The following is a 17263-nucleotide window of genomic DNA, read 5'->3' on the forward strand; positions in this document are numbered from 1 at the left end:
TATATTAGTAGGAGGACAACACAAAGTATAAACCGCTAACTCAAGTGCATATGAACAGGCTTAATAGGTTGATTGACATACTAGATAATTATAAAAGCCAGCACGAAAAACCTGATATGGTTGCCGGTAAACAAAACGGAAGGTGGCGATATTATTCGACGGCTGAATTTATTGACCTTACCGATTCAATCAGCAAAGCACTCCTTGACCGAGGACTGGTCAATGGAGACCGAGTTGCTTTAATGTCAGGCAACCGTCCAGAATGGAATATAATCGATTTTGCTTGTAACCAGTTGGGTATCGCGATAGTTCCACTGTATCCCACACTATCTGCTCAAGATCTTTCCTATATAATAAATGATGCGGAGGCCAAACTCATTTTTGTGAGTAACCAAGAATTAGCGGCAAAAATTGATCAAGCTATCAATGAACATGATTTAAACATCGAGATGTATTCCTTTGATCAAGTGCCCGGAAAGCAGCATATAGATTTATTGATCGAGAAAGGAAAGCAACTCGCTACAGATCTTGTACCGTATAAAGACGCAGTAGTACCGGACGACCTACTGACACTAATTTACACATCGGGCACGACAGGGAAACCAAAAGGCGTATTTTTAACGCATAAGAATATCTTAAGCAACGTCGATGCCTCAGAACACTTAGTGCCCGACTATGCGAAAAAAGCTTTAAGTTTTCTCCCATTGTGTCATATATTCGAACGAATGGTTGTATACATGTACTTGACAAAAGGGATCACAATTAATTATGCCGAGAATTTAGATAATATTGTGGGTGATATAAATGATGTGAAGCCCCACATATTCACAACGGTTCCACGTGTATTAGAAAAGGTATACGATAAAGTCGTGGAAAAAGGAAAATCATTAACAAAAATCAAAAAATATATCTTCCTATGGGCACTTGATCTGGGGCATACCTTCCAGGAACCGTCAAAAAACAGTGTATTCTATAATATAAAATTAGAAATCGCACGTCGATTAGTCTTTTCGAAGTGGAAAGAGGCTCTTGGTGGTAATGTTGGTTTAATAATATCTGGAGGCGCGGCCTTGCAGGAACGATTAGCACGTGTTTTTTGGGCAGCAGACATCAAAGTGCTGGAGGGTTACGGGCTAACCGAAACGTCCCCTGTTATTGCGGTTAATTCCCCTATTGAAACAGATATTAAATTCGGCACCGTCGGTCGGGTATTGGATAATCTTGACGTGAAGATTGCTGATGATGGCGAAATTCTCGTAAAGGGTCCAAGTGTAACATCGGGATACTACAAAAACAAAGATGCTACGCGTGAAGCATTCGATGAAAATGGTTATTTTCGTACGGGTGATATTGGCGAACTTACCCCTGATGGGTTCTTAAAAATTACCGATCGAAAAAAGGAAATGTTCAAAACCGCAGGTGGTAAATATATTTCACCACAAGCACTGGAAAATAAATTTATGGAGTCAACACTTATCGCACAGATCATGGTCGTAGGAGAAAACCAGCGATTCCCCGCGGCGTTAATTGTTCCTGCTTTTGAAGAGTTAGAAAAATGGGCTAACCGCAGGGGAATCCCATTTGAAAGTCGGGAGTCTATAATCCAAAAAGCCCAAGTGATTGATAAATATCAACAAGAAATTGATCGTTTAAATAATGGATTTGGGCAGTGGGAAAAAGTAAAAAAGTTCGTTCTTTTAGCTAATGATTGGACAATCGATGGCGGCGAATTAACGCCAAAACTTAGTTTAAAACGAAAAGTAATATTACAAAAATTGGAGGACACAATAACTCAAATTTATCAAGAATCATAATGATTTTAGCGACGGTTAAAAAAGAAACACGTGATTTTGGAATGCTCTTGATTGATACTGTTAATCGTTTTCTTCAAGACAAATGTCTTAAAAAAAGTGCATCGTTAGCCTATTATTCAGTTTTTTCAATTGGCCCATTAATTCTAATTCTGATATGGGCAGTAGGTTTCTTTTACGGAAACCAGCTTGAGGGGCCAACGGGCGCACGCGACGAAATAATGCAAGAACTAAGCAGTTTGTTTGGTAATGACATTGCAGCGATGCTTAATTCCGCAATACAAAAGATTTCCCTCGAAAGCAAATCATCAATAGGACTCTATATCGGTATTGGCGCACTCATTTTCTCTTCAACGACAATATTCGTCGATATTCAAAACTCCATAAATGAAATTTGGCGGGTAAAAGCAAAACCAAAAAAAGGATGGCTAAAAATAATTATCGATCGCTTAATCTCGTTTTCAATGGTGCTGGGTTTGGGATTTCTATTGATGATTTCTTTAGTGCTAAGTAGCATAATTGGTCTAATGACGAACCATATAGTTGCATATTTTCCTGAACTGAACATTCAGTCGTTGAGCTTAGTGAATTCAGCAATTTCTTTTTTTCTGGTAGCTACCCTGTTTGCTTTTATATTCGCGTTTCTTCCTGACGCGAGAGTACGCTTCAAAGATATTTTTTGGGGTTCAATATTTACGACTCTTTTGTTTTTGGTAGGCAAATATTTTATCTCCTACTACCTCAGCAACAATGCTACAGCAAGCTCTTTTGGCGCCGCGGGATCAATTATTATTTTGCTCGCATTTGTCTATTATGCTGCAGCGATTCTCTATTTTGGTGCTGAATTCACAAAATGCTTTGCGATGAAATACGGTAAAGGGATCCGTCCGAATTCGTACGCCGTGCTCGTTAAACAAACTGAACTGGAGATCGATCTCCAAACAGGCATGCGTGAAATTGTGGAAACAGAAAAATCAGAGATAAAGTAGTGCAAAACAAAAGTCTTCAATACATGTTAATCGCCGGATTTCTTTTTGCGATTATGAATGTCTGCGTAAAGCAGGTCAGCCACCTGCCGACAATGGAAGTGGTGTTATTTCGCTCGATTATAAGTCTAGCCATATGTTTCGTAATATTAAAAAAACTACAGATTCCCTTATTTGGGAATAATAAAGTGCTCTTGTCAATCCGTGGAATCGCAGGGTGCATCGGATTAATAGGATCGTTTTACACGTTGCAAAATATCCCATTGGCCTCCGCCGTAACAATAAATTACCTCTCCCCTATGTTTACGGCCATGCTCGGTATTTTTTTGGTAAAACAACGCTTAAGACCGATACAATATCTATACTTTGTAATGGCTATCGGCGGCGTACTTGCTCTGAAAGGTTTTGACAGTCGCATATCCATGATGGACCTAACTATCGGTTTAACGGCAGCCCTGTCTGCGGGCCTCGCGTATAACATCATAGCCCGACTAAAAACTAGTGAGCACTCGCTCGTGATTATTTTTTACTTTCCACTAGTCACTCTTCCTATTGTATCGATCTTCACTATTCTTGATTGGCACTCTCCTTCAAGCACCGACTACGTTTATTTACTATCGATTGGGCTATTATCACAAGGGGCACAATATTACATGACTCGATCTTATCAACAGGCGAATCTAGGTAAAATTGCGAGTTTAAATTATTTGGGCGTTATTTATGCTATAACCTTTGGCTATTTCTTCTTCGGCGAACAATTAAATAGCCATTCGACCATAGGTATCGTATTGATCTTACTGGCCGTTGTTCTAAACTTCCTCACAAAACCAGCAATACAAAAATAGTTTAACGCCGTCGCGTAACAAAAAAAGTCACTCTAGCGATCAGACCTAGAATGACTTTATAAATTTATGAAAAATAACTGGCAGAAGTATTAATTCACTTCGTAATGATAGATTTGTCTACCGATCGCGCCTGACTGATCCTGACCTTCAATAATTACTTTATATTTTCCACTACCATCACCATTGTAATATTCGAGATTCACGCTTCCCGTTGAATCAGGCGTTACATGTGGATTCCAATAGATAGTCGTTCTATAATCGTTCGTATTCTTAGATTCCGGTGTCGCATATTTTGGCATATAGAATTTACGCTCCTTGACGTATCCGAGCGGCATCATCTCAATGATATTCGTCTTAGGCAACATACTTTCGATTTCGGCTAAGGACATGCGGGGTTGTTTTTTCGTATCATCTTTCTTAGTCATTATAGAAACTACCCCGTCATTCTGGTACATACGACTGACTGTCCCTAGATCGTCACGCAAAAATATTTCTATCGCTTCAATTTCTGCGGGTTGTATCGAATTTAATGAGGGTTCGTCAATCGGCATTCCGTTTAAGAAAAATTGAACGGGAACACGACTCCCTTGATTGTAATTTCTAGTTATATAATATTTTAACGTCTGGTTGTCGTACGTTATGCCTGTTAATAAAGTAGAAAGACACATAGTTAAAACGTTACACCCCGATACACGTTCGGCTTCGATTCGGTGCTCTGGCATCGACAGCCCGGACAACGCAGAAAACTCTTTGCTTGTCACAGTCTTTTTCTGTATCCCCGTTACTTCCACCTCATCAATTAATATTGAGGTCCTGTACTCATTTTTACTATTCGTCAAATAAGCCTTCATTTGTTGATCAATATTTTGAAGGTTATCATTCATATACGTATTACCGTCGTCAATTCCTGGAAAATAACTTTGGTCCATATTAATTACCAAATTCCGAAAATTATCATTCCCTCTCGCATTAACTGTTACTTTTGAGGAATCTGAAAACACTAAATTTTCAAATGCGAACCTTCCGTTATTGTCAGTGTAAGCATCTTTACGGAGTGCACGTGAAGGAACTGAGAGTAGCAAACCTCCATTCGGGTACGGGCGCCCGGTGTTCAACCGTAAAGTTCCAGTCAAACTAATCCCCTGTTCGGGGAAAAAATCGACCTTCGGCAACTTTTCGGCTAACAAATCATCATAAGAAAACCGGCGAAAGCCTTGCGTCATCAATAACGCATTCAGTGCCTCATTCCTATTTTCGTTCTCTCGATTAAAATAATAATTTGGTTTCTCCACATAGCCCTTTAAGTCTGATACCAGAAGAAAGTTGCTCAGAATTCCAATATCGTTATCATCATTAAAAGGAACCTTAACCTCATCTATTACGGAAACAGAATAATCCCCTACAAGTGAATCCTTCGGTGCCACATTAATAGATAACTTCACCGGTTCTTTCCTTGTATAATTATCTTTGTCGCTTTTAACAGCTATATCCAAAAGCGGTTGCGAAGCGTTGAATACCAATCGCTCGCTCAATAATTTTCCATCTGGCTGCATTACGGTGATTTGAATGATGCCATTTGGCAGTTTCTCCCGCGGGATATTCACTAAGATTGATGAATTCTTGAGCGTCGCTTGTGCGGCGTATACTAAATGTCCATTGGATTGACCGAGCACATAGAATGGTTGATTTATGTTGTTCTGATAAAAAGTTTCGTTTGTAATTAATGCTAAATTCAACGTTAAAGAGTCCTCCTTAACGAGTATGACATTAATACCCTCATTCATTACTTCAGGCAGGTCTACTGTTCGCTCTTCTTCATTCTCGAACTTTATCAATGCTTTGTATGTTTCTCCAGCTACGGGCAAAAAATCAATCGCGCCCATGCCCATCGCTAGGTCATGGAATGACGCTACTTCTTTCTTCTTGCTATCTATTATTTTACCTTCAACTTTTAAACCCTTTCCCGTCGTACTTACTGCTTTAAATGCTAATTTTTTAGACACCCCGGCTAACAAATCCCCCCCTTCAGGGAAAAATTGCACGTCGGCATCCCATAATGCATTCTTCAATGGGTAGCTGCCTCGCAGTTCTCCGTCGGAATTGGAGTTTTCGATGATAATGTTTAAACGTCCTTTTTTTAAGTATTCTTTTTCTTTAATATTAAGATTCACTGAAACCTTACCCATATCATCTGTCTCTGTCCTGCCTTTATCAAATGCATCCCACCCATCAATAGCCTGCCAGGTAACTTTCTTGCGACCCAAAAGGTTACCTGAACGATCCCGAAATTGAAAGGTAACTTTTGTCTTTGTTGCGTTCTGAGGTGAAAAAGTAACCTCAGCACCTAACTTTTTATTTATTGCGTCCCCGACAGGTACAATTTTATTATAAAAATAACCCGCATCGAAATTTGCCATCCATTTCGTGTATGCTCGAAAACGATAATTATCTTGTGCAATAAACTGCGGATCCAGCACAAGTTGACCCGATCCTCCGTTATCTTTAAGGGGCACGCGCATCGTCTGTATCAACGAATCCTTACTGTCAAGCATCTCGACATACACGATTTTACTTGGTGTATATTCAAACAGATTATGATTCAGATAAGCTTTAAACCACAGTGTGTCACCCACGGCGTAATATGGCTTATCAAAATGTAAGTGTACCTTTTCTACAGGATAAGAGCCAAAATATTTTTGAACTTTCTCAACTACGGTATTAATAGGAACAGTTGGCCGCTCTTGTGCGGACAAGTATTGTACGTTTGATAGCAACAGAAAGATGGCGGCAAAATAGAAATAGCTTTTTTTCATTAAAACTTTGATTATTCAAAGCGCTAAATATATTGATTTTTATTCCCAATATAAAAGAATTTAACAGCTTATAACAAGGGAGCCAATAATCGACAAATTGAATCCAAGCCACGTTTCCACGCTGGTCGCTTTTTCCACTTACTTAAAGTCATTTCTTCACATTCTTTTTTATCCAATTCGAATTGCTTTTCAAGTTGACTACATAACACCTCATCAGAAATTATAGCAGCAACTTCATAGTTAATATAAAAACTGCGTATATCGAGGTTAACGGTACCTATGAAAGATAATTTTCCATCAATATTTATAGTTTTTGCATGAATAAAACCCTTATCATAAAAATAAACCTTAACACCTCTTTCCAATAGCGGTTTGACAAATGACAAGGTGGCGTGTTGTACGAGGTAGGAATCTGATTTTTTTGGCAACATAAGTTCAACCTCTATTCCAGCGGCTGCGGCTACTTTTAAAGCTGTCGAAAGTTCATCGCTCGGCACATAATATGGCGTTACTAATTGAATTTTCCAATCCGCTTCTCCAATTCCAATAAGAATCGCTTCCATATTGAAAGGACCTACTGACCCCGGATCACTTGAAACAAATGTTACAGCAGCGTCGCCCTTTTTGGGGTTTGTGTCGTCGCGAATTAGATAACCGTCTTTAAGTTGATAGGGATATCCCCCCGCCAAATTCCATGAATTCCAAAATCCAATTTGCAACATTGCAACTCCGTTCCCGACAATTTTAACCGACGTGTCCCGCCAATAAAGTTCACCATCGTCCTCTTTATCGTTTATGTATCGATCGGAAATATTTATTCCCCCTATAAAACCAATTTTCCCATCGACGACTGCTACTTTACGATGATTACGGTAGTTACTATTTGCCAAAGAAGTAAACTGTACAGGCATGAATGAAACGAATTTAATTTTCGATTCCTTGTGCTTTACAAAATATTTCGTCAGTGTCGGCGAACCAATACTATCTACTAAGAGTCGAACGGAAAGTCCTTTCTCAGCTTTTTGTTCTAACAAATCCAATATATGCGTTCCAATTCGATCCAGTTCAAAAATATAGTACTCTAAATGTATCGAATGCTTTGCGTCTCTAATGGATTTCACTAACTCCACGAATTTTTGTTCTCCATTAATAAGCAAGGTCACCTGATTTCCTAAAGTTGGCGAGGAAAGTCTTTCATTCGTGGAAAATCTAAAAACACGCGAAAGGTTACCAATTCGATGGCTCAAGCGTTCCAAGTCTCTTTCCATATACGGAATGAACCTATTCCATTCGTTCCGTAATCGAAGTTCTTGTATGCGACTTTCACGCTTAATACGCTTGACTTTAATAAATTTCTGACCAAATAGGTAATACAATAGTAGACCAACGAATGGTACAAATGCAATAACTAAAACCCAGGAAATCGTTTTCGAAGGATTTCGATTTTCAATTAGAATAGTTGAAATTACGCCCAAATAAAGGATAAACAAAGGTATCCAATACCACTGCTTTACAAAATCCAAAACAACTAAGAATAATTCCATAAATATTTCAAAATATTCAAAAAAAGGCCTATTTTAAAGGCGGATACAGAGTAATATTAACGTTAAGAATTGTTAAAGAACCAAAAAAAATGCCTATTTTGTCTTATTATTGCACCTACTGTAACTTCGCTGTTACACACAAAAGCTGGTTAAACAAGATAATTAAAAGTGATGAATATAAAAAGCTTAAGGATAAAACAAATTCTATCTTTATCATTAGTAGTTGTAACTGCTACGATTGCAATAAAATGTTCGACGGGCAAATCCGAAGAAAATGACACCTCAAATAAACCGCTGGCACTTCCTGTATATACAGTGGATACAAGCGACGCTGTTACTGTTCGAGATTACCTCGGGACAATTGAAGGGAAAGTAACGGTAGACGTTCGACCACAAATAGAAGGTATACTTCGAGAAATATATGTAGACGAAGGTCAGTTTGTACAAAAGGGTCAAAAAATGTTCAAGATTGATGCATCCGCATTTCAAGAAGAATTAAACAATGCCGTAGCAACTCAGAACGTTGCCAAAGCCAAACTTGAAAATGCCCAGCTTGAGATCGATCGCTTAAAACCGCTCGTTGAAAACGATGTAATTTCTGAAGTGCGTTTACGTTCGGCAAAATCTGATTATGACGTAGCAAAAGCATCCTTAGCTCAGGCAACTGCTGCAGTCGGTAGTGCGCAAATTAATAAAGAATTTACTCTAATTACAGCACCTGTTACAGGCTATATAAGCCGGATTCCTAAACGAATTGGGAACCTAGTTACTAAAGGCGATAAAGAGCCACTTACGATGTTGTCTGATGTACAGGAAGTATTCGTGTATTTTTCAATGAATGAATCTGACTTTTTGTATTTCTCGAAACAGAAAGCGAAGGAAGATAGTATTAATGGTATAAAACGTGAAAACCAATTAAGCTTCCCCGATGCAACTTTAATCCTAGCTGACGGCGAAGCCTATAAAAAAAGAGGAAAGGTGGATGCGATCAATGGTCAAGTAGATCGGACAACGGGCGCAATTTCGTTACGTGCTTCATTTGAAAACACTGACAATATATTACGCAGTGGTAGTACAGGTACATTGAAGATTTCAGAAGTTAAAAAAGGTGTAATACAGATTCCTCAAATCGCCACAAGTGAATTACAAGACCGTACATTTGTTTATGTTCTGACAGCAGATAATAAAGCAGAACGACGCTCAATTACGATTAACGGTACAAGTAAAGATAAATATATAGTCGCTTCTGGATTAGAAATTGGAGATAGAGTCTTAATTTCTGGATTAGATAAAATTACGGACGGATCAAGTATAACACCGATTCAGCAATAATTTCTTTTATATTAATTATCAAAAAAAACTAAAAAAATTATATCATTTGATATAGTGCAAAATTCATATGCACCTTAATCCGCATCTATGTTAAAAACATTTGTAAATAGACCCGTATTAGCTACCGTCGTTTCGTTAATCCTCGTTATTCTGGGGCTTGTAGGGTTAAAAACGCTTCCCGTAAGTCGATTTCCTGAAATTGCACCGCCTAGTGTGGTTGTCTCTCTTAGTTATCCGGGAGCGAATTCAGAAACGGTAGCAGAAAGCGTGTTGCTTCCGGTAGAAGAAGCAATTAACGGCGTTGAGGATATGACATATATTAAGTCTTCCGCCACGAACTCAGGATCCGGTTCAGTACAAGTTTTTTTTAAAACAGGAACTAACCCCGATATTGCTTCGGTAAACGTGCAAACACGTATATCAAAAGCAATAAGTAGCATTCCTTCCGAAGTAAACGACAATGGTATTACCGTCCAACCTCGACAAAGTGGGGCGATAATGACTATCAATCTGTTTTCCGACCATAAAGACTCTGTATATGACGAAACATTTCTTCAAGCATATGCACAGATTAATATGATTCGACCGCTTTTGCGTGTCGATGGAGTTGCTCAAGTTTCCCGAATTGGCGCCCGCGATTATTCCATGCGCGTATGGCTGAACCCCGAGAAGCTCGCTGTATATGACCTTATCCCGCAAGATGTCAGTAAAGCACTCGCAGATCAAAATTTCGAAATGGCTCCGGGTAAATTTGGTGAAACTTCAGATGAAGTATTTGAAACCGTTCTCAAGCATAAAGGTCGCTTCTCTAGGCCAGAGCAATTTCAAAACATGGTCATCAAAACCAATAAAGATGGTTCCGTGCTTTACCTAAAAGATATCGCTCGAATCGAGTTTGGTGCGACAAATCTCGGTAGCGATAACAAAGTGAACGGACACCCGGGACTTACATTAAATATAACACAGACTAGTGGATCAAATGCCCATGAGATAGACATTGAAGTCCGAAAAGTGCTCGAAGAAATGCAAGCATCTTTTCCAAATGGTGTACATTATGAAATTTCATACAGTGTTCGTGATCAAATCGATGAATCCATTAGTCAAGTTCAGCATACCCTGTTTGAGGCGTTCATTTTAGTATTCATTATCGTATTTATTTTTTTACAAGACTTCCGATCGACCTTAATCCCAGCCATTGCGATTCCTGTGTCATTAATCGGTACGTTCTTCTTTTTGAGTCTCTTTGGTTTCTCTCTCAACGTGCTAACAATGTTTGCGCTAGTTTTGTCTATAGGTATCGTAGTCGATGATGCGATTGTCGTGGTCGAGGCGATACATCAAAAAATGCATGAAACCGGACTGAAGCCTCGCGCAGCAACGTTAGAAACAATGTCCGAAATCACCGGTGCTATTCTCTCTATTACGATGGTAATGGCGGCGGTTTTTCTTCCCATTGGCTTCATGGAGGGACCTGCCGGTATTTTCTACCGACAATTTGCCTACACGTTAGCAACCGCAATTCTTATTTCAGCATTAAATGCCCTTACACTAAGTCCTGCTTTGTGTGCCTTACTATTGAAACCAATCGAACATGAAAACGAGGGCGAAGAAGCGAAACCCGATAAGAACAAATTCCATACATATAAGAAACGGTTTTTTGATGCGTTCAATGTAGCTTTCGACCGCTTCACAGATAAATATATTCATGCTATCAAATTTTTGTTAGCAAAAAAGAAATTAGCGTTACTAGGCCTTGTCGTGATTACCTTAATTGGATCGGTTTTATTAACGAATACGCCCCGAAGCTTCATTCCCACGGAAGACGATAGCTTTGTCACCTATTCACTCGCCATGCCTCCCGGAGCGTCACTTTCTCGTACCACAGAAGTATTACGAACAGCAGACAGTATTTTAAAACGTCACGCTGATATAGCAGGCATGACAACAGTTTCTGGTTTTAATGCGTTAGACGGTAGCACAAGTCCTGCATTTGCGGCTGGATATATAAATCTTAAGCCAAACAGTCAGCGTACCGATATAAAAACGATCGAAGCATTCATGGATACTGTTCGTAACGACTTGTCTCAAATAAATGAAGCAACGTTTAAAGTATTTCCTCGCCCTACGGTGCAGGGATTTGGTGACTTTGCCGGAATAGAACTTGTTTTGCAAGACCGATTAGGCGGCGATATTCGCGACTTCGATTTACTTGCGGATTCCTTTATAAATCAATTAAACGAACTACCGGAAATCGCAAATGCGTATACAACATTTAAGTCAAATTTCCCCCAATATGAGGCAGATATCGATGTTGTAAAAGCAAAAAGTATGGGGATTGAAATCAAAGAAATGATGAACACGATACGCATGTATTTCGCTCGTGTGAAATCTGGAGATTTCAATCGCTTTGGCCGTTCTTATCGAGTTTATATGCAAGCCGATTTCGATTACCGTACAGATCCGGAATCACTGAACTCCATATTCGTACGCACAAAATCCGGTGCGATGGTACCGGTTAGTACAGTAATGACGCTAAACAAAGTAGTCGGACCAGAAGTTATTACGCGATACAACTTATACAATGCGATTATTGTGAACGCGACTCCAGCAAATGGATACAGTACGGGAGATGCTATGGCTGCCGTTGAAAGTTACGCGGAAGAAAATTTACCTGGGAACTATGGATACGAGTGGACGGGAATGTCTTACGAAGAAAGCCAATCCGGTTCGCAAACCGTACTCATTTTCGGTTTGAGCTTGTTGTTTGTATATTTTTTACTATCAGCACAATACGAAAGCTACATCTTACCTTGGGCTGTTCTCCTATCGGTACCTGTTGGATTAGTGGGGGTTTTCGCAACGGTGTTATTAGTGGGGTTAGAGAATAACATTTATGTTCAAGTAGGGCTTATAATGTTAATTGGACTATTAGCTAAAAATGCAATTCTTATCATTGAATTCGCTGTACAGCAGCGGAATAAGGGACTAAGTATATACGACGCCGCAATCGCGGGTGCAAAACTACGATTGAGACCAATCTTAATGACTTCGCTAGCTTTTGTTGCGGGCTTAATTCCACTAATGTGGACCGTCGGTCCGTCCGCGATTGGTAACCATTCCATAAGCTTTAGTGCAGCAGGGGGAATGCTAGCGGGCGTCGTGTTGGGTATTTTTATAATCCCTGTTCTATTTGTCATATTTAAAACATTGGACGAGAAATTTACAACAAAATTTAATTCTGAAGAAAAATAACATGAGAAACAAAGTAAAACACCTTGTTTATATAGTCTTGGCGTTGGTTGTTGTTTCAAGCTGTAAAGTCGGTAAGAAATATAGTCAACCAGATTTAAATGTTCCTCATCAATTTCGAGGGGATACCGTTTCATTCACGACAGACACAGCCTCATTCGGCTTACTACCCTGGCGCGAGTTTTTTAATGACACACAATTGCTTTCCCTCATCGACAGTGGCTTAGCAAATAATTATGATATGCAGACCGCTTTAAAAAATATTGAGATTGCGGATAGAAATCTCAAGCGTAATAAACTAGACTACCTCCCATCTATAGACGGGAATATCGCGTCTATTCAAAAACAATATCGCTCTGAGGATTTCTATGGTAATCCTTCTTCTAACTGGTATTCTGGAAAGGAAGATGAAGAGATTCCTAATAGCCTGTTTGCCTACCAATCACAATTTAGTACAGGCGCGCAGTTTTCTTGGGAAATTGATGTTTGGGGGCGAATAGCGAACAGTAAAGATCAAGTTCAAGCTCGGTATTTAGACACCCACGAAGCGAAAAATGCGATCCAGACGAAACTAATTTCTGACATTGCATTAGGTTATTTCAATCTAATTATGCTAGATGCCCAAATTGAAGTCGCTCGGCGCAATTTACAATTAAATGATAGCACATTACAGATGATCGAGCTTCAGTTTGCCGCAGGGGAAATTACTGCGCTGGCCATACAGCAAACGAAATCACAACGATTAGTTGCTGCGTCACTTGTTCCAGATTTAGAAAAACAAATTGCTATCCAGGAAAATTCTCTCCGAGTACTTGTTGGCGAAATGCCAGATACCATCGGAAGAGGTACGTCAATTGACAGTTTAATGAATATCGGCGGAGACGTATCTTTGGGTTCGCCAGTTGAGATTGTTCGAAATCGCCCAGACATTAAACGTGCAGAGTTTGGATTAATCGATGCGAATGCACAGATGAATATCCAACAGATTATGCGTTACCCTCAGCTATCGCTAGAGGGTATCTTCGGTGTAAACAGTATGTTACCTAAAAACTGGTTTAACATTCCAGGCGCTTTAATTGGCGGAATTGGAGGTGGCTTAACTGCTCCAATATTCAAAAATGGAAAACTGAAAAATGAATATGAGGTTGCCAAAATCGAACGAGAAAAAGCGGATCTAGGCTTACAAAAAACCGTAATGGAAGCAGTGAGCGAAGTTTCAAATACAGTTATCACAGTAGAAAAACAAAAAGAACAGCTCAAATTAGCCCAAGAAAGAGTCGAAAATTCGGAGTTGGCGGTAGAAAATGCTTCATTGTTATTTAAAGCCGGTTATGCAACTTACCTAGAGGTTATTACCGCACAAAGTAGCGCCCTCACGAGTGAGCTTGCGTTAGTCGATATTAGACAAAAGCAGCTGAATGCTTATGTAGATTTGTACCGTTCATTGGGTGGTGGTTGGCGAAACTAAATAGATATAGGATAAAAAAAGGCATCCTTATAATGCATTTTATGTTCTATATATATAGACATAAAATATCCAACAAAAACTCAAATGGTCAAAATTACAAAAAGTGAACAGGCATATGGTAAATTTCCCGCTGCCGTCGCTCAACCCAAAGAATTTCAACACCAAGGAGTTTTAGAACGGCTAATAACTGGCCGTCAGCGGTTTATTGTGCATCCACGAGGTAACTATATAGAATACAATGCCTTTTTTGAAAAAATGTATTCCAGACTTCAATCAACCGAGTCATTAACATTAAACTTTCCGACTTTGTGAACCTCGAGGTAAAACTCGAAAAGTGGGGATAACAAGTAGTCTGATCTTTTTCGCTAATTTCTACAATCGAAATTAACCAAACTAAAGCAAAAAAACGCATCATAAAGATGCGTTTTTTTATAAGAACTTTTAAAATCGCAAAGTGACGATTAACAAACTTTGGATGTTCCATTAGTCGCCGTTCTAGTGTCTATTGAACAAGGTAAAATAGACTTAACAACTTAAAGAAGATTGCTTTCATTAATATGCTGATATTTATCTTTATTCTCAGCATAACGCTTAAACCCATGTTTATTCGGGTTTTCGATTACTTGCTTAACGGAAAGAAGTTTATATACATAAGAGCCGGTCTCCCGGTTCAATTTAAGTTTGTAGTAGTTACTCGTACCTTGTCTACGTATTGATCCTCTGAGATTCCCTATTCCAACATTATAAGCAGCTGCTACCAATGTCCAATCACCAAATTCTTTATAGAGACTTTTTAAGTAACGTGCTGCAGCATCGGTAGATTTAACGAAATCACGTCTTTCATCTACTTTTCCATTAACCGTCAATCCGTAAAGTCGGGCCGTTGCCGGCATAAATTGCCAGTACCCACCCGCACCCTTGTGCGACGTAACCGTCGGATTCAAATTGCTTTCAATAAGTGGAATATATTTGAAATCCTCAGGGATACCATATGATTTAAGAATTGCGGCTATTTTTGGCAAATGTTTTGCCGCTTTGTTATGCAGATCGTAAGATTGTACTTTTCGATAGGTTAACCTATTTAAATACTTTTCAAATTTCGCCTCAACACTTGGAACTTTTAGAGGGACAGGCGTGTTCGCGAACCGTATCGAGTTGTAATAAGCCGACTTTTGGTGCTCTGGTGACATCGCTATCGCCCTCTTCTCTCGTTTTATTTGTTCCAATACGGCCTTTTTAATAGGATCCCTTTTGGAATAGGTACTAGACTGTGAGTATAGGTTACCTAACAATAACACGGAAAGTACTATACTACAACTTAAAACTTTTTTTCTTATCATTCACTCCCTTAATGCTATCTATCCACGTTCTCAGAATCAACAAAAAGCGTCCGATCCGATCAAAATAGCTTGGTTTTATTTTCAGGGCACAAATATACGGAGCTTTAAGCTAATTTCCAAATAGTTATCATTACAACAATGATTAAGGGGGGAATGTAAAATAGTGCAATTATTGTCGACTAGTCTTTGTAGCATGGATCAGGGCAAACACATTAAAATAAACACTTTGCTTATATACACGTAATCACCTTGTAGTAAGATAATTACATTGTGTTAGCTGTTTTTTATTTATATATAAACCTGACAATCAAATGGATATAAAATACAAAATATATGTCATTTGCACTTATTGTAACGAAATGGAAGATTTCAGGATAGACAGGAAAATGCAACATTTGCTAGGGGACATCATTACCGTCGGTACTGCAGCCATGTTATGCGGCTGCAGTAGTTACGATGATATGGGAGATTTTGCTCTGGTCAGGGATGACTGGTTCAAGACATTTTTAGCACTTCCGTGGGGCATCCCTTCGCACGATACAATCAACCGAGAATTTGCGGTAATGGATCCCCCTAAGTTTGAGAAATGCTTCCGGAACTGGATGGATTCCGTCCTTTCGGATACTAAAGGACAGTTGATCCGTATTGACGAAAAAACAATACGGGGTGCCAAAAGCCATGGGGGCAGATCCCCATCCATGTGGTAAGTGTTTAGGCACAGTACAGTAACATGGTTTTGGGACTGGTTAATGAAAAGAGAAATCCGATGAGATAACCGCAATTCTCGAATTGCTGAACAGCCTATTCATAATAATAGCCAGCCTGACCAGCGTAGATGCCATGGGGTGGCTAGAAGATATTGCAGAGTGCACCATAAAAGGAGAACGGGATTATGTGTTGGCCTTAAAGAATAGTCAGCATAGCCTATATGAAACCGTAGTAGACTCCATTCGTATTCGAAAGTCAGTCAGCTACGATGAAGATATTGACATCGGCCATGGCCCGGGTAGAAACCAGGAGATGTACCGTTATAACCGAGTTGGCACATATCGATGAGCCGCGGAGCTGGAAGTACCTGCGTGTTCTGATCAGAGTAGAAAGTGAACGTTGTTTCAAACGTCCCGGAGTAGCGGACAAAAGCGGTACGCTTTTACATAGAGCATAAAATCTCGGATGCCGGATTCGACCAGCGCAATATCAGCGGACATTGGGCTATAGAAAATAAATCACATTGGGTACTTGATATTGATTTTCAAGAAGATGCCAGCGGGAAACGAAGCAAGAACGCAGCCCAGGATTTCTCCCTGATGAACAATATGGCGATCAATATTCTAAAAAATAACCAAACAAAGAACATCAACATCAAAAGGAAAAAGAATATCGCAGCTTGGGATCTTAACTATTTAATGTTGCTCTTGAATTTTTAATACGTTTGCCCTGCAGCATGAATATAATAATTTCTCATAGTTAAATAAAAACTGTACCTTTGTAACTTAATTCTCAACAGTATGCCATTCAATAACAAGAGGAACAGTCGCGATGACAACTCCAACAAAGGTAGAAGTAACTCAGAAAGCTTCAAGCCTATGGGTGGTCGCAATCAACAATCTTCGTCGAGTCAAACAACAGGAAAATTTGATTCCAATCGTTCAAACCGATACGAATCTGATCGACCATTTAAAAAATTCGAACGTTCGGATAAAAAAGACCATGCGAAGGAAAATCGAGATAGCAAATCGTTCGGGGGTGAGCGTAGCGAGAACCGTGGTGGTAGATCATTTGGCGGAGAGCGTAGCGAGAACCGTGGTGGTAGATCATTCGGCGGAGAGCGTAGCGAGAACCGTGGTGGTAGATCATTCGGCGGAGAGCGTAGCG

Annotated in this window: 12 protein-coding genes and 1 pseudogene; 10 read left to right on the forward strand and 3 right to left on the reverse strand. The window is 39.5% G+C overall.

Translation table 11 applies throughout. The features are described 5' to 3' along the window. Window positions 1–50: 50 nt before the first annotated feature. The 3 genes from FM107_RS00875 to FM107_RS00885 are packed head-to-tail and all read left to right on the forward strand — an operon-like array spanning window position 51 to window position 3642. Window positions 51–1814, forward strand: a complete 1764-nt coding sequence (locus FM107_RS00875) for a long-chain fatty acid--CoA ligase (RefSeq protein WP_086946641.1) — start codon at window positions 51–53, stop codon at window positions 1812–1814. Continuing rightward, complete coding sequence (locus FM107_RS00880; RefSeq protein WP_086946642.1) at window positions 1814–2800, forward strand: YihY/virulence factor BrkB family protein; 987 nt, start codon at window positions 1814–1816, stop codon at window positions 2798–2800. Before FM107_RS00875 ends, FM107_RS00880 begins: the two co-directional genes overlap by 1 nt. A gap of 23 nt (window positions 2801–2823) precedes the next feature. Continuing rightward, a complete protein-coding gene (locus tag FM107_RS00885; protein WP_086946654.1) occupies window positions 2824–3642 on the forward strand; it encodes a DMT family transporter in 819 nt (272 codons plus the stop codon). A gap of 89 nt (window positions 3643–3731) precedes the next feature. On the opposite strand, the gene FM107_RS00890 is transcribed toward FM107_RS00885, so the two are convergent. Both FM107_RS00890 and cls read right to left on the reverse strand, forming a co-directional pair. Next, window positions 3732–6455 carry a carboxypeptidase-like regulatory domain-containing protein gene (locus FM107_RS00890; protein ID WP_143559392.1) on the reverse strand — a complete coding sequence of 908 codons (2724 nt, stop codon included), beginning with the start codon at window positions 6453–6455 and terminating at the stop codon, window positions 3732–3734. Window positions 6456–6523: 68 nt separating this feature from the next. Then, window positions 6524–7999, reverse strand: a complete 1476-nt coding sequence (cls, locus tag FM107_RS00895; protein WP_086946643.1) for a cardiolipin synthase — start codon at window positions 7997–7999, stop codon at window positions 6524–6526. A gap of 171 nt (window positions 8000–8170) precedes the next feature. On the opposite strand from cls, the gene FM107_RS00900 reads away from it, so the two are divergent. From FM107_RS00900 to FM107_RS00915, 4 genes are all read left to right on the forward strand, one after another. Then, the gene (locus FM107_RS00900; RefSeq protein ID WP_086946644.1) at window positions 8171–9331 is read left to right on the forward strand and encodes an efflux RND transporter periplasmic adaptor subunit; all 1161 of its coding nucleotides are present in this window, start codon (window positions 8171–8173) and stop codon (window positions 9329–9331) included. An 87-nt stretch (window positions 9332–9418) separates the two neighbouring features. Further along, window positions 9419–12583: an efflux RND transporter permease subunit gene (locus FM107_RS00905; RefSeq protein WP_086946645.1), complete on the forward strand. Its 3165-nt coding sequence runs from the start codon at window positions 9419–9421 to the stop codon at window positions 12581–12583. Further along, window positions 12522–14048 carry an efflux transporter outer membrane subunit gene (locus tag FM107_RS00910; RefSeq protein ID WP_256959264.1) on the forward strand — a complete coding sequence of 509 codons (1527 nt, stop codon included), beginning with the start codon at window positions 12522–12524 and terminating at the stop codon, window positions 14046–14048. The genes FM107_RS00905 and FM107_RS00910 overlap by 62 nt, the downstream gene beginning before the upstream one ends. Before the next feature lie 84 nt (window positions 14049–14132). Next, window positions 14133–14360, forward strand: a complete 228-nt coding sequence (locus FM107_RS00915; RefSeq protein WP_086946647.1) for a hypothetical protein — start codon at window positions 14133–14135, stop codon at window positions 14358–14360. A gap of 221 nt (window positions 14361–14581) precedes the next feature. Here the strand turns inward: FM107_RS00915 and FM107_RS00920 are convergent, their stop codons facing one another. Further along, entirely contained in the window at window positions 14582–15388 is an 807-nt protein-coding gene (locus FM107_RS00920; protein WP_086946648.1) for a lytic transglycosylase domain-containing protein, read from the reverse strand. Between the two features lie 359 nt (window positions 15389–15747). Between FM107_RS00920 and FM107_RS00925 the strand changes: the two genes are divergently transcribed. The 3 genes and pseudogenes from FM107_RS00925 to FM107_RS00935 all read left to right on the forward strand — a co-directional run. Continuing rightward, complete coding sequence (locus FM107_RS00925; RefSeq protein ID WP_218778883.1) at window positions 15748–16095, forward strand: ISAs1 family transposase; 348 nt, start codon at window positions 15748–15750, stop codon at window positions 16093–16095. Between the two features lie 133 nt (window positions 16096–16228). Continuing rightward, the gene (locus FM107_RS00930) at window positions 16229–16444 is read left to right on the forward strand and encodes a hypothetical protein (protein WP_086946650.1); all 216 of its coding nucleotides are present in this window, start codon (window positions 16229–16231) and stop codon (window positions 16442–16444) included. 452 nt (window positions 16445–16896) lie between these two features. Next, window positions 16897–17263 (forward strand): annotated as a pseudogene (locus FM107_RS00935) (hypothetical protein); the annotation flags it as partial.

The sequence above is a fragment of the Sphingobacterium sp. JB170 genome (assembly GCF_900163865.1).
In the GTDB taxonomy this organism is placed as follows: domain Bacteria; phylum Bacteroidota; class Bacteroidia; order Sphingobacteriales; family Sphingobacteriaceae; genus Sphingobacterium.